Here is a 21,437-nt window from a genome sequence, read left to right on the forward strand (position 1 = left end):
ATGACTACTCGCATCGCCATAGGCCTGTGGCTATTTATTATCCGTAGTGCATATGGCCAGCCGGATTCTACAAATCAGAAGATTTACCAGGTAAACAAAAAGTACGAACTAACGGGTTCAGTCCTGTTTATCGGAGTATCCTCGGTTGGGTTTAAGAAACTGGACCGACTGGCATCGTTTACTGCCGACGATATCAAGGCCCTGGACATCAACAAGATCAACGCGTTCGACAGGCCCGTTGCCCTGTATGATCCGGCTGGATTTGAGCGGGCGCAGGCCCGGTCCGACCTCTTCCTGAATGTTGCTGTTTTAAGCCCGGTACTGCTGATGGCCGACAAACGTATACGAAAAGATTGGCTCGACTTATTGACCTTATACGCGGTAACGCACGCCGTCGATAACATTATTTACTTTGCATCGGCTTATTCAATCCGGCGGGCAAGACCATTGACCTACAATCCGGGTCTCCCGCTGGAATCGAAAATTGGGGAGGCCAAAACCAACTCATTTTACAGCGGCCACGTTTCGTTCAGCTCTACATCTACCTATTTTCTGGCCAAGGTTTTTACCGATTACCATGGCATCAAAGGGTGGAAACGTATCCTGGCCTACTCCATTGCCAGTGTACCGCCCGCTCTGGTTGCCTGGAATCGAATGGAGGCTGGTAAGCATTTCAAAACAGATGTTATCACAGGATTTGTCGTAGGGGCTGCTTCCGGTATACTCATTCCGGAGTGGCACAAACGGAGAAAGCACATGGACAGGGTAACGCTTGATCCGTATTTCACACCGACCGGCCAAAGCGGTCTGACGCTTGGTCTTAAACTTTAAGAGATCCTGCCAATACGGTTGACTGTAAAGATATTATGGCAAGGATACGTGGCGTGATAAAACTGAACGGCTGGTTTAGGGTTATACACAAACCCCAATCCAGCTTTTTATGCAATTACTCGTAGTAGGTGCCACCGGAGGTACAGGGCGGCAAGTGGTAGAGCAGGCACTTCAGGCAGGTCATTTTGTGACGGCCTTTGTTCGCGACCCGGCTAAACTTTCTATCCAGCATCCCAATTTAACCCTCCTGACGGGCGATGTACTGAAGCCTGAAACGGTATTGCCCGCTGTCCGGCGTCAGGATGTGGTTATTTGTTCGTTGGGAAGTCGGCCGGGCCAGTCCGATCGGGCTGTTGCCGAGGGTACCCGGAATTTAATAGCCGCTATGCGCAGGGCGGCTGTTCAGAAGTTATTCGTCGTGTCATCGCTGGGCGTAGGAACAAGCTACGAAGAGGCTTCCTTACCCAGTAAGCTGATCATCAAAACGCTGCTGAGCGGTGTTATGGCCGAAAAAGAAAAGCAGGAGCAGGCTGTTCGGGAAAGTGAACTTGACTGGACAATCGTACGGCCTACCAGCCTGACAAATGGCCCTATAACCGGACATTACCGAATTGGCGAGCATTTGCCATTCAGTCGATTTGACTTTCCCCGAATCAGTCGCGCCGATGTAGCTGCTTTTCTGCTGGGTCAACTTGATAAAGATACGTATCGACAAAAAGCCATAACGCTTACCAGTGCCTAGAACAATCTATTAACGAACGGGATGCGAGCTAACGATTTTGCAATCGCAACGTTTGGTTTCGGCGGGTAGCGTAACGGGCTTGTCGAAGTTGCTGTTCGGCGAAAGTGTTCGGGAAAACGTCGTGTATTTCTCCTTGAGCACCTTTCCGTCATCGTCGTAGGCCACTAGCTTTACCGATATATCATTGTGTGACCGGGACGACAGATTCTCGACAACCACATTGACCGTAGAGGTAACCAGCACATTCTCCAGATCGGAACAGTCGACCCGCAGGTCAATGGTTTGCGGACTTAGTGATGTGTTATTTTGCCGGGAAACGACATACAGGATAATACCACCCAGCACGGCAACCACCAGTAAAAGTCTAAAAAGCGCTTTCATGCGTTACAGATTTATTGATTACTGTTCTCCAAGGCCTGCTGCGCTTCTTTCTCCCGCCGTTTCCGTTCGCGCCTTTCCTGCCGAAGTTGCTTACGGGTTTTGACCGTGTCGGTTGGCGCTGGTACGCCGGGGAGCGCTTCCGTACGGTCTGGCTGAACCGTTGGTTGCTCTTCGCTATTGCGGCTGTCGTCGGTTTTCTTGCCTTTAAACAGTCGACGGAAGAAATTGCCAATACCGTTCCCGCTTTCTTCATCGATATCGATTTCTGTATCAACCGGGTCGGTCATCAGGCTGTCGCCCTGAAACAGGGAGTCGACAGGAGCCACCTCTTTCCGGAGGCCCGGACGCAAGCGGACGTCATAAAATCCATAAGCACCGGAGTCTGGCGCCGTCAGGCCACGACGGGCCATAATACGGCCAATCAGCTTGAAATAGCCCCGTACGTTACGGGTCTGAAGGGTGCCATCGGGCATGAACCAATTGAGGGCTGCTTTGGGTCGCGGAACCACGAAAGCCAGGAAAATACTTTCGCCCAGATTCAGATCCGCCGGACTTTTGGCAAAATAATAACGGGCGGCTTCACCAATGCCATAAATGTTGCGGCCCCACTCGATGATGTTGAGGTACACTTCATACATCCGCTCTTTCGAAACGATGTGCTCATTCTCGATGAGCCAGACAATCAGGATTTCCTCAATCTTCCGCGAAAGCGTTTTGTTCCGACTCAGGAACGCATTCTTTACCAACTGCATCGAAACGGTACTGGCTCCCCGTTTGAATGACTTCTCCTTAAAGTTGGTCGCAATTGACACCCGGAACGCCTTTTCATTGAAGCCATTGTGGGTGAAAAAGTTGTAGTCTTCTGAAGTCAGCAGGGCGTTCCGGAGGTCGGGTGAAATCTGGTTTATGGGTGTATAATCCGGGTTTTCGGGCCCAACGATGATGTCACGAACCGGCTTGCCTTTTTCGTAAGGCGTATAGACAAAAGGTTTATTGATGGCGGCAAAATCCGTTCGGCCCATTTTGATGACCCGGAAGTCGTCCTGTGTCAGGCCGGAGTTGAATTTGACCGAATCGGGGAGGGCGGTGTCGAATTGAAATGACAGATCATATTTGAGCTTCCCGGACACCTGCATACCCTCAAGCGATTCAAAAAGCCCCTGAGGAAACGAGTTGAACAGGGCCTGGGCATCCATCGGATCGGTATGTAGCTGTACGTCATACAGTTTTCCCTGCCCGGTAGACGAGCCTGCATCGGGGAGTGTATATTTTATAAAGGGCCGCGCACTCACTTCGCCCAGATGTAAAGTCGATGAGCTATCGATACCGATGTAATTCTCCCCGACAAACAGATTGGCATCTACCGCAGCACTGGTAACCAATACGTCGGTGCGGGCAATGGCGGGGTGGTTAATCCGAAGATTCCGTACAGAACCTGCCCCTTCGAGCCGGAACTGCCCACCAGACCGATCCACGTCCCGTAGTTCGGCACGGAGTGTATCTGCCTGAATTTTAAGATTATACTTCTTCTGAATGTAAGGTATCACAATAGGTTGAGGGCGACCGTTCTGGCCTTCGGCGTAGAGAGCCAGGTTGTATTCACGGTCACCGGGATCAGCTGTACCCGCCAGATGCCAGATCGCCTGGTTTCCATTCAACTTGATGGTTGAGGTAACATTTTCGTCTTTGATGACGGCCGTTTGCGTGAGTAGGTTAATGGTATCGTTTCCGACATCCATACCCCTGAATTCCAGATTACTAACGTTGAGGTCGTCCGGGATTTTGGACAAAATGTTGTCGATCAGGTTCTCCGTTACATCGGCCAGATTCGTTCGTCGAGTCGGTTCCGTGGGCGCGCTGTCGGTAGCCGTCGAATCGCGTTTTCGGTGAAGCAGGAAATCTACGTTGGTCAGGGAATCGCGTTTGATTACCTGGATCAAACCATTTTCGAGCGTCATACCCGACAAGCCGATTTTGCCCGCCAGCAACGGCCAGAACCGGACCTCCAGCTCCACCCGATGAATACGGGCCAGGCTGTCGCGCTTCTCGGGAACTATGGAGATGTCGGTAAAGGCTAATGAGCTCAGTCCGGTGAAGTTGACTGATCCAATCTTGACATCGAGATTATAGTCGCGCTTGGCTTTGCGAATACCTCGGGCAAGAGCGGTTTTTAACAGACTTTCCCGTTTGAAATAGGCAACGCCAGCGCCCACAAGAGCCAGCAAAAAAATACTTAAAAACACCCATCCTGCGATCCGGATGGCTTTCCGTTGACGATACGTCATGCTTAATGTCTATGCTCGAAAGGCAAAGGTAAGGTATTCGTGGCAGTATTAGGAGTGGGGAGCGAGGAGTTAGGAGGACTAACCTATAAGCTTCGCTAATGCGTCAGCCCTCCTAACTCCTCGCTCCCCACTCCTAATACTACGTTAAAAGTCTAAATGGCAGTTTGTCCAACCATCGTCGAAACGGGTGCCAAACTGTTTATAAAAACCAATGGCGGGCTCATTCCAGTCGAGCACCTGCCACATCATACCCGTACACTGGGTTTTGCGGGCCATCTCGATGGTGGCGTCCAACAGTAATTTCCCAACCCCATATCCCCGAAAACTCTCCGTAACGATAATGTCTTCAAGGTATAATCGTTTGCCCTTCCAGGTCGAGTACCGGTAAAAATACAGTGCCATGCCAACAATCTTGTTGCGATCGGAGTCTTCGGCCATGATCATGCCAAAAAGTGGATTTGGACCAAAACCATCAATGGCCATTTGCTCGATGGTGTTGGTCACCTGATCGGCTGCTCGTTCATAGATAGCAAGTTCTGTGACCAGTGCGAACGCTTCTGGGACGTCTTCAAGGGTACCGGGGCGAATAGAAATCATGTATCAGAGAAAAGTAAGGTAGTGAATGATAGATAGGGAATGAATACGTGTGACTGCTCGAATATACTACTTTATTGGTCATCCCCTCCGGCGGATCGGTTCGTCATTTTGCTTCGCCATTTCGACAAAGCTGCCTGGAAATCGTCGGGTAAATCAGAATCAAATTGAAGCCACTCGCGCGTGCGGGGGTGCGTAAACCCTAATGATTTTGCGTGCAGGGCCTGGCGAGGTAACAATTTGAACGCATTTTCGACAAAGGCCTTATAGCTACCAACGGGTGTACCACGCAGAATCCGGTCGCCCCCATACATGGCATCGTTGAACAATGGATTGCCAATGTGCTTGAAGTGTGCCCGGATCTGATGGGTCCGGCCCGTTTCCAGTTTACACTGTACCAAAGCCACGTAACCCAGTTCTTCGAGCGTTGTGTAATGCGTTATGGCCCACTTTCCCTTCGACTCGTCATCATAAATAGCCTGTACTTTACGGTCTTTGATCGACCGTCCGATAAAGCCCGTGATCGTGCCAACCAGCGGATTGGGTACGCCCCAGGTCAGTGCATTGTAGGTGCGCTCGATGCTGTGCTCAAAGAACTGCCGGGCCAGGTGCGTCATGGCGTATTCCGTTTTGGCGATCACCATCAGACCCGACGTGTCTTTATCGATGCGGTGGACTAAACCCGGCCTGATTTCACCGTTCCGGGAGGTCGGCAGGTTCTGGAAGTGATAGACGAGCGCATTGACCAGCGTACCGTCCCAGTTGCCGTGGGCCGGGTGAACAACCATGCCGGCCACTTTATTGATGACCAGCAAATCCTCGTCTTCAAAAACAATATCAAGGGGTATATTTTCCGGTTTAACATCCGTTTCGCGGGGCGGGTGAGCGAGCGAAATCGTGATGACATCCAGCGGTTTTATTTTGTAACTGGCTTTGGTCGGCTTATCGTTGACCCGCACCGATTCGGTATCGATAGCTGCCTGGATTTTAGTACGCGTCGCATTTTGCAGCCGATCCATCAGGAAGCGATCAATCCGTAGAAGGCTCTGGCCTTTGTCCACCACAATACGGTGGTGTTCGTATAATTCGTCGTCTTCGGGTAATTCGTCTTCCGTTTCCGCTACCATTTCTATGCCTAATAGACCTACCGGGTTCAAAAACCGCCTAGGTTTGTAATGAATCAGCAAAAATACGGATTATGGACGAACTTGCCCGGCAACTCGCCAATTTGGCCGGTAACTCGCCACTTCAGCTACTGGCCAACCCCTTTGCGGAACCCGTCGATATCAAGTTATTTTTGAAACGGGACGATCTGCTGCATCCGCTGGTGTCGGGAAACAAATGGCGTAAGCTCAAGTACAACCTACTGGCGGCCCGCCGGCAGGAGTACACCACTCTGCTTACGTTTGGTGGAGCGTATTCCAATCATTTATTTGCTACGGCCGCGGCTGGGCAAGTGTTTGGTTTTCAGACAATCGGCATCGTTCGGGGAGATGAACTTGCCGAAAGGCCGCTAAACGATACGCTGCGGTTTTGCCGAGAGGCTGGTATGTCTCTCCAGTTCGTTAGCCGGGACGCGTATCGGCGTAAAGATACCCCTGATTTTCTGGCCGAATTAACGGAACGGTGCGGGCCTTGCTATGTCATACCTGAAGGCGGCACCAATGATTTGGCTATTCAGGGGACCGCCGAAATTATGCCAGAGATCGTGGCTCAGCTTGGTTACGCGCCCGATTACGTCTGTTGCCCGGTCGGTACGGGCGGCACCCTGGCTGGCCTGGCGCAGTCGGCACTGGCTGAAACGAAAGTCCTGGGGTTTATGGCATTGAAAGTGCCCCACAGCCAAGGACTGTTGGAACTACCTGCATCGACAGCCCAAAGCCAGCGGGTACCAGATTACCACTTCGGCGGATACGCCAGAACGACGCCCGTCTTACTGAATTTTATACGTGATTTTGAACAGAAAAACGGAATCCTTCTGGAGCAGGTGTACACCGGCAAACTGCTCTACGGCATTTATGATCTGGCCCGACAGGGATATTTTCCTAAACGAGCGACCGTTGTCGCGGTGCATACGGGGGGCTTGCAGGGGCGGAGTAACGAGCTTGACGACGAAGCCTAGAACCCTGCTTTTTAGGATCCGTATGAGTCGACGCAGATTGGCTGACAAAAGCTAAACTAATCCCCAATATAGATACCTCTTAAAATCATTTTTACGCATAACCATCATAAAAATCAGCGGTCTATTGTTTTTGCAAAGTACTATTTTAGTGTAAAAAAATGCCATAATTTGCCTGCCCTTAGGTAAACAAACGATGGACACGATTTTCACTACCGAACGCGTCAAGCCCTTGCTGGCCCGTGTGCGCGAATTTGTTGACACGCAATTGATTCCGCTCGAAGACGGCTTTTCACACAATAAACTCAGTGACCTAATCCCCATTCTTGATAAGAAACGCCAACTGGTGAAAGACGCTGATTTATGGGGGTTGCATCTGTCGGAAGCGGAGGGCGGGCACGGTCTGACGCTCTGCGAGTTCGGGCAAATTAGCGAAGTATTAGCCTACGCGCCGTTTTTCGGACATTATGTATTTGGGTGTCAGGCTCCCGATATCGGCAATACCGAACTGCTAAACAAATTCGCATCCGACGAACTGAAAGAGCGCTATTTGAAACCCCTCATGGCGGGTGAAATTCGTTCCTGTTTTTCGATGACAGAACCCGAGTTTGCGGGTTCGAACCCGACTCGTATGGCTACTACAGCCGTACGTGACCGGAATGCCGGAGCGGGGGACGAATACGTTATCAACGGACGGAAATGGTTTACTTCATCCGCCGATGGCGCTGCGTTTGCGGTCGTCATGGCGGTAACCAATCCTGACGCAGCACCGCACCAGCGGGCGAGCATGATCATTGTTCCAACGGACACGCCGGGCTTTGTTATCGAGCGGAATATACCCGTCTTTGGTGAAGCGGGAGAAGGTTGGTTCAGCCACTCCGAAGTTACCTATACCAATTGCCGTGTGCCCGTTGCCAATGTAATTGCCGGGGAAGGAATGGGGTTTCGGCTGGCGCAGGAACGGCTGGGGCCGGGGCGCGTGCACCATTGTATGCGGTGGATCGGAAATGCCGAAAAAGCGCTGGACCTGCTTTGTAAACGGGCCGCAACGCGCGAAATTGAAGACGGTGTGATGCTGGGTGAAAAGCAGTTTATCCAGGATTTCATTGCCGAGAGCCGGGCCGAGATCGATGCCTGTCGGTTGTACGTGCTCAATACGGCGTATATGATCGATACGGTTGGCGTGAGCAATGTGCGCGAGGCCGTTTCTGGGATTAAGTTTTATGTGGCCAATGCCTTTTTGCGCGTACTCGACCGGGCCATTCAGGTGCATGGTGCGCTGGGTGTTACAGACGACACTGTTTTATCGGCAATGTACCGCCACGAGCGTGGGGCTCGCATTTGGGATGGCGCCGATGAAGTGCACAAGCAGAATCTGGCCGTTAGCATTCTAAAAAAATATGGCCTCGACACTAAGCAGAAGGCCCGCGAATTACGCCAGTTCCGCCAGCTGATGGCGGCTGAGAAAATGATCGATGCAAACGGGTGAGCAGTGACCTCGGTAACGAATTTTTTTCCTATGATTCTTTCTGACTTATCACGTTCGGTCCGCGCGGGCGAAGAGCTTGACCTGACTGCCCTGAACGCTTTTCTGCTAACAAGCGCGCCCAATGTGGGTACGGTGCTGGAGATCCGACAGTTTGCAGGCGGGTTTTCCAATTTAACGTATCTGCTCAAAACGGCCGACCAGGAATTCGTGCTCCGCCGACCACCCTTTGGGGCCAACATAAAAGGAGGTCATGACATGGGCCGGGAGTTCAGGGTTTTGTCATTGCTGACGGGGCATTACGACAAAATTCCGAAGCCGGTCGTATATTGCGAAATAACCGATGTGCTGGGTGTTCCGTTTTACATCATGACGCGGGTACAAGGGGCTATTTTACGCGCGTCGATGGCCTCAACGCTGAACCTCGCCCCCGACCGCATGCGTCAGCTGTCGGAAATACTCGTCGACGATCTGGTCGCTATTCATGCGCTGGATATAGACGCTACGAGGCTTAGGTCATTGGGAAAACCGGAAGGTTACGTGCAGCGGCAGGTTGAGGGCTGGATAAAACGGTACCGTACTGCTGAAACCGAGAACATGCCGGTTATGGATACAACCGGAAACTGGCTTCAGGAAAACTACCCGCCCGAACAGGCTGCCACTTTCCTACACAACGACTATAAATTCGACAATGTGTTGCTGGGATTGGATGAGGCTACGGGCCAGCCAATGCCCGTGATCAAAGGGGTACTGGACTGGGAAATGGCAACCGTAGGCGATCCGCTTATGGATGTAGGGGCCACGCTGGCCTACTGGTCGGAAGCGGGCGACAGCCCGGCCTATCGGAACTTCAACCTGACCTGGCTTCCCGGCAATCTTACCCGGCAGGAAGTGATTGCCCGGTACGCCGAAAAAAGCGGTCGGGACGTAAGCCGTATCCTGTTCTATTATGTGTTCGGCCTTTACAAAAATGCGGTGATCGCTCAACAAATCTACGCTCGCTGGAAACAGGGACACAGCCAGGATGCTCGATTTGGACATCTTCTGCCAATGATTATTGAACTGGCTGACAAGGCAATAGCAGCCATTGAGATCAGAAAGGTGTAGAGAACAAGACTTATGACTGTACGCTGGCGCGTCTGAGCCGGTCATTCATTGCCCAGCCCAATCCCTCATTGGGTAAGGGTTCGGCATAAATGACATCGATGGGTAAAGTATCCAAAGCCCGGAGGTGGGCAAAGAGGTTTTTTGCCGCTTCGGCTAAGTCGCCGGTGGGCGAGAGGATGCGCTGATTCTCTTCGCGAATGCCGCCGAAGGGTTCCCGAAAGGCGAGTGCGCCCACTCTCTCACCCGGTTCAGGGCTGGTGCCAGCGGGTAAGAGAATCAAGGGTTTACGGGGTGCATAATGGCTACTCAGCATCCCCGGTGCTTTAGGGTTCGAGGTGGAGTGCGTTCGTACCGAGACAGGACCAATCAGGGATTCGATCTGCTCAAGGGCCATGCCACCCAGTCGGAAAACCGTCGCTTCCTTGTTTTCAAATCCAATGATCGTGGATTCAATCCCGACTCCGGCGGGGCCACCGTCCAGAATATAGGGTACCTGATCGCCCAGTTGATCGGCTACGTGTTGCGCCGTTGTGGGGCTGATGTAGCCAAACGGGTTAGCACTTGGGGCTGCCAGCGGAAAATCGAGCGAACGAAGGAGGTCGAGCGTAAGAGGGTGCCTGGGAATGCGCACCGCAACGCTGGCTAGACCTGCCGTCACGAGATCAGGAATTACGCTCCGTTTGGGTAAAAGTAAGGTTAGTGGGCCAGGCCAGAAGGTTTCGGCCAGTTGATAGGCTTGGTCTGGAATGTGTGTAACAAACTGGCTGAGCTTATCGAACGAATCCGTATGGACAATGAGCGGATCGAAGGATGGGCGGTTTTTTACCCGAAAAATAGTTAGAACGGCATCGGGGTTAAGCGCGTTACCGGCCAATCCATACACGGTTTCCGTTGGCATACCAACCACGTTTCCCGCTTCCAGCCATGCCTTAGCAATCTCCTTATCTGTACCTAGTTGTGCCATGATTTTGTGGCGCAAAGATAAGGACAGTTCGTGGTTTGTGGTTCGTCGATACCAACGAGCCACAAACCGCGAACCGATTAATGATGGCCGCCGGGGCCGTGCACGTGGCCGTGCGATAGCTCATCGGACGTAGCGTCCCGAACGTCAATAACTTCAACATCAAAGTGCAGGCTCTGATCCGCCAGGGGATGGTTCGCATCGACCGTGACGGTTTCCGGGCCAACATTGGTCACGGTAATTACCTGGCCGTCGTTGGCTTCAAACTGCATACCGACCTCAATCTTCTGTCCACCAAAAGCCTTGATGGGAACTTCTTCTACAAGTTGAGGATCACGTTTGCCGTAGCCCTTTTCGGGATCGACGTCCAGCTTCAGTACATCGCCTTTCGTGCGGCCTTCCAGACCTTCTTCCATACCAGGAATCAGGTTATTGGCACCATGCAGGTAATACAGTGGATCGCGTCCTTCGCTGGAATCCAGTATGTTACCATTACTATCACGCAGGGTATAATGGATAGCAGCAACTTTGTTTTTTGTAATATTCATGATTGATTCTGCCCTAAAATGATTCTTTACTAGTAACAACTGAGCGGACAAAGTTGCTGTTAATTTTTGGTATAATTTATTGAAAACGAGTTTTAAAATCATCCGTCGGTATTTTGTTGATTCCTAGATGACCTTGACTTATGTTTACATCATTCATCAATTATTCCCGTATCATCGTCCAGTATGAATCGGTATTTGTTTTAGTAAGCTGACGCGGTTGCCGGTGTGAAGTGAATGGGCATAAAGGCATATTATCTTTACGATATGAATGAGCGGTTTAAATTTTGGCTCAAACGCGTTGGTTGGGGCGGCTTTCTATTTTTTCTTATCAAAGGCCTCTTATGGCTTTTGATTCCATACCTTATTGCTAAAGGAATCCTCTCAAAATGAGGGATTTTAGTCAATACTTATTTCTGTTGTATTTCTCTAAAGTACCATAGGATAAATAGAGTGTAGCCGCATGACGGACTAGTGCTGCCCGTGTTTGTATATTCAGTATTGTTTTTTCGTGCAACTGACTGTACAAATTTGACTAACTGGCACTGGCGTGATGCGACGGGTGAAGAGTGAGCGCCCATCTTCGATAAAGGTGGGCATGGTATTGATCGCCAGTATACTACTGTCGTTCTGCGCTCGGGCAACACACATAATCGGTGGCGATGTAAGCATGCACGCGGTAGGCACAACACCCGGCCTTTTTCTGTTGCAGTTAAACCAATACTGGGATCAAACCAAAACGAGCAGTGGCAATCGGGATGCGTCCGTCACATTGCTGATTTACCGGAAGCAGAATCCTATACTTATCGAACGGATTGAACTCAAACTTCAGGAAACGCTTCCCCTTGCATTCGACAATGCCGCCTGTGCGACGCTTCGTCAGTTAGAATTTACGCAGGCCAGGTACTACAAAACCTATCAGTTCGATACGAAAAAATACACGGATCCGGGGGGCTACTACCTGGTCTGGGAACGTTGTTGCCGAACGGATGATTTAACGAACGTCAACAGTGGCACAGCCGCCGGTGTTGGCATGGTCTATTACCTGGAGTTTCCGGCAATGACCAAAAATGGCATAAGATTTAAAAACTCAGCTCCTGACTTCAGAGTGCCGAATGGCAATTACATCTGCATAAACAAGTCGTTTACCGTCAACGCAGGGGCTACTGATGACGATGGCGATCAACTCCGGTATTCGCTCGTGACTCCACTGAACGGCTACACGAATCGGGGTGTCCCCAACAGTATAGACCAGTCGCCACGCGACAGCTACCCAACCATTTTGTGGGCACCGGGATATGGCCTGACAAACATAATTCCGGGTAATCCAGCTTTGCGTATCGATCCGGCAACCGGGCAGTTGTCGGTTCGGGCTAGTCGGGAAGGCCTTTATCTGTTCACGGTGCAGTGTGAAGAATACCGAAACGGACTGCTTATCGGTGTTGTGCGTCGGGATTTTCAACTGCCCGTTGTCGATTGCTCTAAAAATACACCGCCCCCGGCCGTCGTACTGGCCAATGGAAAGTCGACTGCAGAACTCAATTGGTGCAGCACGCAACCACTGGTGCTCAGCGTTGAGAAAAATCCGGCCTGGGCTTACCAATGGCAGAAAGACGGAATCAACCTGCGGGGCTCGATAACCGACACGCTTCAGGTTGCGGAGTCGGGCGTGTATACCGTTGTCAAGAGTCAGGCCAAAGTCTGTGCAAACGATACCGTCTCACAGGCCATAAAAATTAACGTGTCAAAAACCGCAGCCGTCAGCCTATCGGTAACAACGCCAGCTCCATACTGCTCGGGCGATACCGTCACGATACAGGCCGATGGGCAACCCGGCACCCAATACCAGTGGCGTCGGGACGGGCGGACTATCGCTGGTGAGCAGGCCACACTTCGGGTCTATCAGTCTGGAACCTATCGGGTGTTCACAAAATCATCGGTGGCCGAATGCGATGGGCTGGATAGTATTCGACTTACGATTAACGAACGGCCGGTAGCGCAGATCAACGCATCGGCTGCCAAACTTTGCCCCGATTCGACTGTCCGGTTGACGACGGTTTCCGGAACGGATTACAGCTATGTCTGGCAGCGTGATGGTACTACGCTGACGAATACGGAAAGCCAGCTCTTGGCAAGCCAGGCGGGAACGTATCAGGTCACCGTTGCCGCGCCAACGGGCTGCACGGCCGTTTCCGAAGCGTATGCGTTGGATCAGTTTGACCCCCCAACGGTGCAGTTCGATTCAATTTCGCCGGTTTGCGTAACAAACCCGAATCCAATTGCCTTGCGGGGGCAACCGGCGGGCGGGATTTATGCGGGTGCTGGCGTGATAAATGGCCGTTTCGAGCCAACGACAGCGGGCGTAGGTCGACATGAACTAACCTATACGATAACATCGGCGGATGGCTGTCGGGTATCACAGGAGCGCTGGGCCGTTGTCTCGGGCGGACCAAAACTAACGGGTCAAACGACGTACGGTATTGTAAAAGGGGCTACCGTTCAATTGGTGACGGAGAGTGATGAGCCTATCAGTCAATACCAATGGAGTCCGCCAACGGCCTTGAGTCGGGCAGATGTAGCCAGCCCCGAAGCCAGTCCGGTCGAAACGACGTCCTATGCGCTAACGGCGATTAGTGTGAGTGGTTGTATCGCTACGTTTGCTGTGCTGGTTGACGTAAGTGAGCCGCTTTATATTCCGTCGGCGTTCTCGCCCAATGCCGATGGCATGAATGATTCGTGGGTCATTCCCAACATTGGTTCGTTCCCAAAAGCCGAAGTGTCGGTGTATAGTCGCTGGGGCGAGCTCATCTTTTTTTCAAAAGGCTACGACCATCCCTGGGATGGTACCTACAAGCAGGAAACCGTACAGACCGGGATTTACACCTACCAGATTAAAACGGAAAATGGCCCGTTGACTACCGTTTACCGGGGCCAATTGTCGGTTATTCACTAACCGATTGTGTCCCTTTTGCTCAGTTTCTTTCTTTCCTGAACAATTTTCTGGGGTAGATTAACCGTTTAATCAATAAATCGGCGCGTTTGCTCCGGGCTTGTCTGTATGGGGGCAGGTCGAATGTTTTATTTCTAACTAAATCCAAATGAATAAGACACCATTTTTAGGCTTGGCAGTATCATTCACTCTGCTCGTGGGTTCGTATGCGACCGTTGTGGCGCAAAGTCAGAATTCAGCAGGCCAAACCGCTACAACAACGGCTACGGTAAAAACGGGTACGTCGACGGGAAAAGACCTGGCGATTAGTGCGGCTAAATCGGCCAACCATACGATCTTGTTTCGGGCTTTGCGGGTTTCGGGCTTAACGGAGCAGGCCAGCGGAAAAGGACCTTACACCGTTTTTGCGCCGACGAATGAAGCTTTCGAAAAACTCCCGGCCGAATCCGTTGCTGAATTATGGAAGCCCGAAGGCAAACCAAAACTGATAAAGCTGCTGGCTTACCATGTTGTGAAGGGTAAGTTTACCGCCGATCAGTTGCAGGATGGTCAGAAATTGAAAACCGTAACGGGCGGCACGCTGACGGTAGGCAAGCAGGGCGATACCATAACCATTACCGACGGGGCGGGCAGTACGGCAACCATCAATCAGGCCGATGTTGAAGCCACCAACGGTATTGTGCATTCGATCGATACCGTGCTGATGTCAACAGCTCCGAAGCAGTAAGTCTCCTATAAATTCAACAGTACGGAAGTCCATAAAGCACAATCGCTTTATGGACTTCCGTGTTTACTCACCGGGCTAGTGCCAGACTTTAGGCGGGTATACGGCGCACTGATTAGGCTGGTTCCAGATGCCGTTAGCCGGTTGCGTTCGTGTTGGAAATCCGCCGATTTTTGGTAGTAGTGTTACAATGAATGGCTGGCTTCTGGTGCTTACAACAGGCCTGTATGCTGATAAATACAGATGCTTGACCGACAATCCGACTGGTTATTAAATTAGCCTCCCGACAGATCTAATTCCGTGATAGTTGCTAACTTGACCGGCGGAACCTCCCCTATAGCTACCTGTACATTACGAACAATGAAAAGACTACTGTATTTCTCTCTGGCGCTGGTGTTGGCAGGAGCCTGTAAGCAAGTTTCGGAACCAAAACGGGTAGTCATAACCGGCATAGACAAATCCAAAAAACCAGGGGATGATTTCTTTGCCTACGCCAACGGTATCTGGTACGACACTGTCCAAATACCGGCCAGCCAAACGGGCGTTGGTTCGTATTCCTTTTTAAATTACCCCCAACGTATTCGGCTGCAAGCGATTTTAGACAGCATTTCGGCAAGCAACAATCCGGCAGGAAGCATCGAGCAAAAGGTCGGTGACCTGTATGCATCCGGCATGGACACGGCCGCTATCAATAAACGCGGGTATGACCCCATCAAACCGGTGCTCGCCCGCATCGACGCCCTAACCGATGTGGCGTCGATGCTAAAGCTGGTAGCCGAAGAACAAGAAGTGGGGGATGGGTCCATCGTTGGTTTTTCGGTAGGCCCGGATGATAAGCAGAGTACGGTCAACATTGCCCAGTTTTATCAAACTGGCATTGGCTTGCCCGAACGAGACTATTACGTCAAGACGGATTCGTCGACACGCGCGATTCAAAACGCGTACAAAACATACCTCACCCGGTTGTTTGAATTGACCGGCGCTGATGCCACGACGGCCCAGAAAAATGCAGCCGTTACCTACGGTATTGAAAAGCAACTGGCCAGCGCACACCGCACGAATGTTGAACTCCGGGATGTAAAGGCGAATTACAACAAACTGGCGGTTGCTGCTCTGGCCAGGAAACAGCCTAATCTGGGCTGGCCTACGTTGATCCATACATTGGGGCTTACGGTCGATTCCGTCAACGTAGGGCAACCCGCTTATTATGACAAGCTGAATACGCTGTTAAAATCAGTTTCTATCCCTGACTGGAAAATCTACTTAAAAGCCCATGCGCTGACCAATTACGCTGATTTCTTGAGCCAACCCTTCGTGAATGCGTCTTTTGACTATACAAAAATTCTGACCGGACAGGCCGTTAAGAAAACGCGGGCCGAAGAAATGACGCAGGCCGTCGATGGCTCGCTCGGGCAGGCACTGGCCCAGGTGTATGTAAAAAAATATTTTCCGGAATCGGCTAAGAAACGGATGGTTGTTTTGGTCGACAATCTGGAAAAAGCATTTGAAGCCCGTATCAACAAGCTGGATTGGATGAGCGATTCCACCAAGGCAAAGGCCAAAGAAAAACTTTATGCCTTCACGGAGAAAATTGGTTACCCGGATAAATGGCGGGATTACTCGAAGGTGACCGTGAAACGGGATGCTTATTTTGAAAACCGGTTGTCGGCCAATAAAAATGATTACCTCTACAACCTGGCTAAGGTGGGTCAGCGGGTCGACCGGACGGAATGGTTCACGACTCCGCCAACGGTGACGGCTTACAACAATCCGCCACTAAATGAAATTGTGTTTCCGGCCGGTATTTTGCAATCGCCTTATTTCGATTTGTATGCCGACGATGCGCTGAATTATGGCGGCATCGGCATGGTGATCGGCCACGAAATAACACACTCATTCGACGATCAGGGCGCTCAGTATGATAAAGAGGGTAACGTGAAAAACTGGTGGAAAAAAGAAGACTATGCCAAATTCAAAGCGAAAACCCAGCAGGTAATCGATCAATACAATTCGTTTATCGTTCTCGATTCAGTGCACGTAAAGGGAGCCTTGACCGTGGGCGAAAATACCGCCGATATAGCGGGCGTTGCTATTGCTTATGATGCCTTTAAGCTGACAGAGCAGGGCAAAGACACCACAAAACTGGACGGCTTTACTCCGGATCAGCGGTTTTTTATCTCCATAGCCAGAATATGGCGCGTAAAAACCAGGGATGAGTTCTTACGCATGTATGTCAATACCAATCCGCATTCACCGGCCCGCTGGCGCGTGAACGGACCACTCATGAACTTTACCCCCTTTTACAAAGCCTTTGCGGTGCAGCCGGGCGACAAACTCTATAAACCCGAAAAGGACAGGATAACCGTTTGGTGATTACCGCCATTGGCCGAAGGGCAGGTGGCCCTTCGCTGGAGGCCGATTGCTATGCGCTCCTCAGGCCTGTTGGCTATACCGGTTAGCACTCGTTTCGTAGCCGGATCTGTTCATGAAAAACGAACACTGGACGAGAACCGGCACATCCTTAACAGCATTACACGCGCTTGAGGACAGGTAGTCGATGTGGCCTGTTCGTGTGGGTTAGCCAGTACAGCTACAGAACTGACAGCTGAGTTAACCTATGCTTCTGAGGAATAATATTACAACCAATGGCTTGCTTACGGTGTTATATGATGTAAGTATATCGACTACATACATATGGATAACCGAAGAATAGGAATTGGCGTAGCAGTGGTATTAGGTTTGGTCGTTCTGTTCTTTGTGGGGAAATACCTGTTTACAGACAAAAGCGGAAAGCCAGATCAGGCTAAAATAGAGAAAGAAAAAGCAGAAGCTTCAGGCCGACGGGTCGCTCAGCTCGTGCACCAGGCCTGCCAGTACGCTGACTCCATAGGCATCGATACGACCCGTTATAAACTTAGTGCCAATGCCGCTAAAAATGAGGAAGTTTTAGCAGATGTGATGATGGAAATCCGCTACGGGAAAAAACCTTCCCGCATGGCGTTTAGCGGCCTGAAAGAAACGGTAGACTCGACCTGGTCGGCCAAGGCTGAACCCAGTTCGCTGGCCGCATTGGCAACGTTTACGCCCTACAAACAACTGGTTGGGCATTATAACCGGCTTCGAAAACAGGGAATGGGAAATCCTGCTTTTGCCGATTCATTACGCCTGATCCGGCAATCGCTTAACTTCTATCGGTACGTCAATCGATTCGATCCCGACCAGTTTGTGCTGGTCAATATTCCGGCTGGTGAATTGAATGTGTTCGACCGGACTGGCAAACGGTTACTGCCCATGCAGGTTATTTCGGGTAAACCTGATAAAATGACGCCCTGCATGACTACCTACATTCAGGATATTGTGATGTATCCGTATTGGAACGTACCGAAAAATATTGCCCTGAGCGAAATGCTGCCCCGGATGAAACGGGACTTATCGTATATCTACAACCAGAACCTGCAGATTCTGGATGAAAAAGAACACGAAGTTGACCCGGAAGAGATCGACTGGGAAAGCCTTTCTGAAACGAATTTTCCGTATCGCGTTCGTCAGGCATCGGGTTGCGAAAACTCGCTTGGTTTATTGAAGTTTAACCTGGCGAATCCGCTGGCAATTTACCTGCACGATACGAACAGTCGCGATCTGTTTACCAAGACGAAAGATCACTGGCGCAGCCACGGTTGTGTGCGCGTTCAGAAACCCGTTGAACTGGCCAATCTGGTGCTGGGTACCCCTACCTTCGACGCTGCGTTTATGAACAAATGCCTGATCGACCAGAAACCTCGCACGCTGCCTATCCCGAAGAAGTTTCCTGTCTTCATTACGTACAACATTGCCGATGTGGATGCCAGCGGAGAGCTGCATTTTTACAAAGACGTGTACTCGTTGGCCAAGTAGGCCGACTGTTTGAGGTAGTCGGGGTTAGGCGAATAAACGAACAGGCAAGAGCCGCCTTTCACCGCCTGAATGATGCCCTTCGAGTCAGCATAGGGTACGGCCGGGCATCCCTGGCTACGACCTAGGCGGCCCGTTTTGCGAATAATATCTTCGCATACGTAGTCCGCTCCGTGCAGAACAATGTTCCGATTGTATACATTGTCGTTGAAGCCTTTTTCCAGCCCTTTGAGCTGTAGGGAAAGGCCGTGCTTGCCCATGTACGTATTCAGTGTCTGGTAAAAACCCAGGCTACTCTGAAACGACGACTGAGTATTGGAAAACCGGTTGGCCATCAGGTCACCGGAGTTGCGGCCGTGAGAAACGTAGGTGTTAAACAGCAGTTTCTTGTGGAGCAAATCGACCACGTATAAGCGCTTATGGGACGAAGGCTGGCTGAGATCGACAATCGTCAGCATTGATTTGGCGGTGTCGATTTTTTGCCAGCCGCGCAGGGCGTACTCAAAAACGCTCTTCTGCAGGCCGACTTTGCTCAGGTTCAGCTGGTCATAAACGTCCAGATGAGCGATGTTTCTGGCTTTCTTGGTTGTTGTCGCCACCGTTTTGACGGTGGGGTTCGGTATGGTTTTGTGTCCGGTGCTGGCAAAATAAATGAATACCAGAGCCACCATAACAACCAGGACATTCATCATACCTACTAACTTGCGACGTCGGGATTTATGAATATGCATATTATTTCAACAAGCTTACGGATCTTTTGATTCGATGAAGATACCACTTTTTGCCAAAAATAGCAGCATGAATTCGTATGAACAAGCCGTCCAGACGGAACTAATCCGCTGGCAGCAAGCGATGCAAAAGCCACCTTCAACGTTTGGAAGACTTTCGACATCGGTACAAAGACGGATCAACCGAATCATACCGGATCGTATTCACGCCATCATTACGGCGACCATCAAGCAGATGACCAGGGCGGTCTTGTTCGGGGCTGATTTCCTGAATCGAGCGCCCGTAACCGGGCAGACCTTAATCCAGCGGGATGCGGCTGTGGCCCGGCGTATCGAGTTTTACAAGAAAACCAGTGCGGCCGAAGGGGGCGTTACGGGGGCTGGCGGTATTCTGCTCGGTTTGGCGGACTTTCCGCTGTTACTGAGTTTAAAGATGAAACTGTTGTTTGAAATCGCCAGTCTCTACGGCTATTCGACCAGTGATTACCGTGAACGGGTTTTTATTTTATACGTTTTTCAACTGGCCTTTTCGAGCCAGGAGCGTCGGCAGATTGTTTATCAGCACATTGCCAACTGGCCCGAGCACAGCCGCCAATTGCCCAATGACATCAATCAATTTGATTGGTTAACCTTCCAGCAGGAATACCGCGATTACATTGATCTGGCCAAAATGGCGCAGTTAATTCCTGGCATTGGAGCCGCTGTTGGTATCGTGGTCAACTACCGACTTGTCAACCAACTCGGCCGAACGGCCATGAATGCGTACCGGATGCGACTGCTACAGGATGCGCCCTCCTTGTTGAACGGGTAGGAGATTTTTGTGAGGCTGTGAGTGACAACTGGCTCATTATGAGTAGATTATCTTTGATTGGTAAGGGGCGCTACATCTTATGAAGACTAGCAGATACTATAGCGCGGTTTAGACCTCTCCAGGTCATACTAGATTCACCCAAAGTGGTTTCCACAGAGAAGTTCTCACCTATGAGCCCAATGCTTTGAAGGTAATCCACTTCGGGAGAAGTTATGTTGAGACCGGCTTCTTTAAAATTGAAGTCTACGAACATAGTACCTATTAGCTTCGTATCGTTTTGGATTGGATACAGTTTAGCATAGATTGGGTACTCTTTGGCTCGGAACTGTAGGCTACCCTCTAGTTCAAGAATGCGCGCATCAGATTGTATGCCAGATGAAGGCTGCAGGCTAAGGATTGCTAAATCTTGTAGTAATGTATCTTTTGTGATCCCTGTCGAATAGTAAACAGAGACTAAATTCTTGTGACTGATTTGGGCTTGACGCATCTGCCATGTCCCTATGAGTTTCGGTCTTAATTCATTAACAAATTTAATTGTCAACTCAGTAGGTGTAGGTCCAGATTCTTGTTGACGGCATTGACTAAAGAAAAAACATAATGCTAAAACAACGAGTCGACTATTCATCATTGAAGGAGTTTACGGCTTGCGGTTGTTATTAACTATGGCTGTCAATGCTCCAAAGAGACTTGCGGTGAACCAAACGGATCTATTCAACTATTCGTTTAAATGAAATAGTTTTACCGTTTGGATCAGTCGTTTCAAGTTTCCATACATTACCATCAAGCGGAAAAATTTGATGTTCATTGTATGAACTGCTAAATTTATAACTCAAAATTTGATAATCTGCTCTATCATCATAATCCCATGTACCTGTTGTTGATACAAAAAAAGGCGAAGGTCTATTGATCTCAAAGCTTAGGTCTTTTTTTACTGTTACAGTTAAATCAGAATACTTACTGAGCTTCTTATGAGAAATTTCGCTATTTAAAGTATCAATTAAGTATTTTCCAGTAAATAGCTTTCGTTCTTCGCTGGATGGTCCCCAATTAATAGAGAGTAAAATAAAAAGGAGAAAAAAGATCATCGCTATTTTATAAAAAGCTCTGAATTTTTCAACTCTAACAACAACTCCCAGCAATAAGAATAGTAGAGCAATGACAATGAAGAAAAAAGCTACTGTAAAAATTGAGAACATAAATAATTATCTCTTTATCCTGCCAACCCAAAATAACCCAATTGGGGCATTTAATTTGCCAAAGAAAATCGGGGCAAGTTTACATG

General features: G+C 50.2%; 19 protein-coding genes. 10 read left to right on the forward strand and 9 right to left on the reverse strand.

Going from position 1 to position 21,437, the window contains the following annotated elements; translation table 11 throughout:
- A complete protein-coding gene (locus tag ACYU8Y_RS07845) occupies positions 1-831 on the forward strand; it encodes a phosphatase PAP2 family protein (protein ID WP_460935912.1) in 831 nt (276 codons plus the stop codon).
- Between the two features lie 109 nt (positions 832-940).
- Positions 941-1,573 carry an NAD(P)-dependent oxidoreductase gene (locus ACYU8Y_RS07850; protein ID WP_460935914.1) on the forward strand — a complete coding sequence of 211 codons (633 nt, stop codon included), beginning with the start codon at positions 941-943 and terminating at the stop codon, positions 1,571-1,573.
- A gap of 9 nt (positions 1,574-1,582) precedes the next feature.
- On the opposite strand, the gene ACYU8Y_RS07855 is transcribed toward ACYU8Y_RS07850, so the two are convergent.
- From ACYU8Y_RS07855 to ACYU8Y_RS07870, 4 genes are all read right to left on the reverse strand, one after another.
- Complete coding sequence (locus tag ACYU8Y_RS07855; RefSeq protein ID WP_460935916.1) at positions 1,583-1,954, reverse strand: hypothetical protein; 372 nt, start codon at positions 1,952-1,954, stop codon at positions 1,583-1,585.
- 11 nt (positions 1,955-1,965) lie between these two features.
- On the reverse strand, positions 1,966-4,239 hold the full coding sequence (locus ACYU8Y_RS07860) for a transglycosylase domain-containing protein (protein WP_460935918.1): 2,274 nt from the start codon (positions 4,237-4,239) through the stop codon (positions 1,966-1,968).
- A 144-nt stretch (positions 4,240-4,383) separates the two neighbouring features.
- The gene (locus tag ACYU8Y_RS07865) at positions 4,384-4,836 is read right to left on the reverse strand and encodes a GNAT family N-acetyltransferase (protein ID WP_460935920.1); all 453 of its coding nucleotides are present in this window, start codon (positions 4,834-4,836) and stop codon (positions 4,384-4,386) included.
- A gap of 71 nt (positions 4,837-4,907) precedes the next feature.
- On the reverse strand, positions 4,908-5,960 hold the full coding sequence (locus ACYU8Y_RS07870) for an RluA family pseudouridine synthase (RefSeq protein ID WP_460936057.1): 1,053 nt from the start codon (positions 5,958-5,960) through the stop codon (positions 4,908-4,910).
- A gap of 71 nt (positions 5,961-6,031) precedes the next feature.
- On the opposite strand from ACYU8Y_RS07870, the gene ACYU8Y_RS07875 reads away from it, so the two are divergent.
- The 3 genes from ACYU8Y_RS07875 to ACYU8Y_RS07885 all read left to right on the forward strand — a co-directional run bounded on the left by ACYU8Y_RS07875 (position 6,032) and on the right by ACYU8Y_RS07885 (position 9,545).
- Complete coding sequence (locus ACYU8Y_RS07875; RefSeq protein ID WP_460935922.1) at positions 6,032-6,955, forward strand: 1-aminocyclopropane-1-carboxylate deaminase/D-cysteine desulfhydrase; 924 nt, start codon at positions 6,032-6,034, stop codon at positions 6,953-6,955.
- A 193-nt stretch (positions 6,956-7,148) separates the two neighbouring features.
- Positions 7,149-8,441 (forward strand): acyl-CoA dehydrogenase family protein, encoded by a 1,293-nt coding sequence (locus ACYU8Y_RS07880; RefSeq protein ID WP_460935924.1) that lies wholly within the window; start codon positions 7,149-7,151, stop codon positions 8,439-8,441.
- Positions 8,442-8,471: 30 nt separating this feature from the next.
- Complete coding sequence (locus tag ACYU8Y_RS07885; protein WP_460935926.1) at positions 8,472-9,545, forward strand: phosphotransferase family protein; 1,074 nt, start codon at positions 8,472-8,474, stop codon at positions 9,543-9,545.
- Between the two features lie 10 nt (positions 9,546-9,555).
- On the opposite strand, the gene ACYU8Y_RS07890 is transcribed toward ACYU8Y_RS07885, so the two are convergent.
- Together ACYU8Y_RS07890 and ACYU8Y_RS07895 are read right to left on the reverse strand one after the other, a co-directional pair.
- Complete coding sequence (locus tag ACYU8Y_RS07890; protein WP_460935928.1) at positions 9,556-10,509, reverse strand: L-threonylcarbamoyladenylate synthase; 954 nt, start codon at positions 10,507-10,509, stop codon at positions 9,556-9,558.
- Between the two features lie 77 nt (positions 10,510-10,586).
- Positions 10,587-11,054 carry an FKBP-type peptidyl-prolyl cis-trans isomerase gene (locus ACYU8Y_RS07895; RefSeq protein ID WP_460935930.1) on the reverse strand — a complete coding sequence of 156 codons (468 nt, stop codon included), beginning with the start codon at positions 11,052-11,054 and terminating at the stop codon, positions 10,587-10,589.
- Positions 11,055-11,604: 550 nt separating this feature from the next.
- Between ACYU8Y_RS07895 and ACYU8Y_RS07900 the strand changes: the two genes are divergently transcribed.
- From ACYU8Y_RS07900 to ACYU8Y_RS07915, 4 genes are all read left to right on the forward strand, one after another.
- Complete coding sequence (locus ACYU8Y_RS07900) at positions 11,605-14,004, forward strand: T9SS type B sorting domain-containing protein (RefSeq protein ID WP_460935931.1); 2,400 nt, start codon at positions 11,605-11,607, stop codon at positions 14,002-14,004.
- A 145-nt stretch (positions 14,005-14,149) separates the two neighbouring features.
- Positions 14,150-14,728, forward strand: a complete 579-nt coding sequence (locus ACYU8Y_RS07905; RefSeq protein WP_460935933.1) for a fasciclin domain-containing protein — start codon at positions 14,150-14,152, stop codon at positions 14,726-14,728.
- A gap of 357 nt (positions 14,729-15,085) precedes the next feature.
- Positions 15,086-17,098: a M13 family metallopeptidase gene (locus tag ACYU8Y_RS07910; protein WP_460935935.1), complete on the forward strand. Its 2,013-nt coding sequence runs from the start codon at positions 15,086-15,088 to the stop codon at positions 17,096-17,098.
- A 321-nt stretch (positions 17,099-17,419) separates the two neighbouring features.
- A complete protein-coding gene (locus tag ACYU8Y_RS07915; RefSeq protein ID WP_460935937.1) occupies positions 17,420-18,619 on the forward strand; it encodes a L,D-transpeptidase family protein in 1,200 nt (399 codons plus the stop codon).
- On the opposite strand, the gene ACYU8Y_RS07920 is transcribed toward ACYU8Y_RS07915, so the two are convergent.
- Positions 18,589-19,308: a murein L,D-transpeptidase catalytic domain family protein gene (locus ACYU8Y_RS07920; RefSeq protein ID WP_460936059.1), complete on the reverse strand. Its 720-nt coding sequence runs from the start codon at positions 19,306-19,308 to the stop codon at positions 18,589-18,591. The genes ACYU8Y_RS07915 and ACYU8Y_RS07920 overlap by 31 nt on opposite strands.
- A 106-nt stretch (positions 19,309-19,414) precedes the next feature.
- Here ACYU8Y_RS07920 and ACYU8Y_RS07925 point away from each other — a divergent pair, with 106 nt between their 5' ends.
- Positions 19,415-20,155: an EcsC family protein gene (locus ACYU8Y_RS07925; protein WP_460936061.1), complete on the forward strand. Its 741-nt coding sequence runs from the start codon at positions 19,415-19,417 to the stop codon at positions 20,153-20,155.
- 70 nt (positions 20,156-20,225) lie between these two features.
- Here ACYU8Y_RS07925 and ACYU8Y_RS07930 read toward each other — a convergent pair whose 3' ends face one another.
- Together ACYU8Y_RS07930 and ACYU8Y_RS07935 are read right to left on the reverse strand one after the other, a co-directional pair.
- Positions 20,226-20,780, reverse strand: coding sequence for a hypothetical protein (locus tag ACYU8Y_RS07930; RefSeq protein WP_460935939.1), 555 nt, complete (start codon positions 20,778-20,780; stop codon positions 20,226-20,228).
- A gap of 82 nt (positions 20,781-20,862) precedes the next feature.
- Complete coding sequence (locus ACYU8Y_RS07935; RefSeq protein ID WP_460935941.1) at positions 20,863-21,351, reverse strand: hypothetical protein; 489 nt, start codon at positions 21,349-21,351, stop codon at positions 20,863-20,865.
- Positions 21,352-21,437 lie beyond the last annotated feature (86 nt).

Source organism: Spirosoma humi, from assembly GCF_054776575.1.

Coding starts and splice junctions, on each gene's coding strand:
- ACYU8Y_RS07845 (WP_460935912.1), top strand. CDS start 1: ATGACTACTCGCATCGCCATAGGCCTGTGGCTATTTATTATCCGTAGT.
- ACYU8Y_RS07850 (WP_460935914.1), top strand. CDS start 941: ATGCAATTACTCGTAGTAGGTGCCACCGGAGGTACAGGGCGGCAAGTG.
- ACYU8Y_RS07855 (WP_460935916.1), bottom strand. CDS start 1,954: ATGAAAGCGCTTTTTAGACTTTTACTGGTGGTTGCCGTGCTGGGTGGT.
- ACYU8Y_RS07860 (WP_460935918.1), bottom strand. CDS start 4,239: ATGACGTATCGTCAACGGAAAGCCATCCGGATCGCAGGATGGGTGTTT.
- ACYU8Y_RS07865 (WP_460935920.1), bottom strand. CDS start 4,836: ATGATTTCTATTCGCCCCGGTACCCTTGAAGACGTCCCAGAAGCGTTC.
- ACYU8Y_RS07870 (WP_460936057.1), bottom strand. CDS start 5,960: ATGGTAGCGGAAACGGAAGACGAATTACCCGAAGACGACGAATTATAC.
- ACYU8Y_RS07875 (WP_460935922.1), top strand. CDS start 6,032: ATGGACGAACTTGCCCGGCAACTCGCCAATTTGGCCGGTAACTCGCCA.
- ACYU8Y_RS07880 (WP_460935924.1), top strand. CDS start 7,149: ATGGACACGATTTTCACTACCGAACGCGTCAAGCCCTTGCTGGCCCGT.
- ACYU8Y_RS07885 (WP_460935926.1), top strand. CDS start 8,472: ATGATTCTTTCTGACTTATCACGTTCGGTCCGCGCGGGCGAAGAGCTT.
- ACYU8Y_RS07890 (WP_460935928.1), bottom strand. CDS start 10,509: ATGGCACAACTAGGTACAGATAAGGAGATTGCTAAGGCATGGCTGGAA.
- ACYU8Y_RS07895 (WP_460935930.1), bottom strand. CDS start 11,054: ATGAATATTACAAAAAACAAAGTTGCTGCTATCCATTATACCCTGCGT.
- ACYU8Y_RS07900 (WP_460935931.1), top strand. CDS start 11,605: ATGCGACGGGTGAAGAGTGAGCGCCCATCTTCGATAAAGGTGGGCATG.
- ACYU8Y_RS07905 (WP_460935933.1), top strand. CDS start 14,150: ATGAATAAGACACCATTTTTAGGCTTGGCAGTATCATTCACTCTGCTC.
- ACYU8Y_RS07910 (WP_460935935.1), top strand. CDS start 15,086: ATGAAAAGACTACTGTATTTCTCTCTGGCGCTGGTGTTGGCAGGAGCC.
- ACYU8Y_RS07915 (WP_460935937.1), top strand. CDS start 17,420: ATGGATAACCGAAGAATAGGAATTGGCGTAGCAGTGGTATTAGGTTTG.
- ACYU8Y_RS07920 (WP_460936059.1), bottom strand. CDS start 19,308: ATGATGAATGTCCTGGTTGTTATGGTGGCTCTGGTATTCATTTATTTT.
- ACYU8Y_RS07925 (WP_460936061.1), top strand. CDS start 19,415: ATGAATTCGTATGAACAAGCCGTCCAGACGGAACTAATCCGCTGGCAG.
- ACYU8Y_RS07930 (WP_460935939.1), bottom strand. CDS start 20,780: ATGAATAGTCGACTCGTTGTTTTAGCATTATGTTTTTTCTTTAGTCAA.
- ACYU8Y_RS07935 (WP_460935941.1), bottom strand. CDS start 21,351: ATGTTCTCAATTTTTACAGTAGCTTTTTTCTTCATTGTCATTGCTCTA.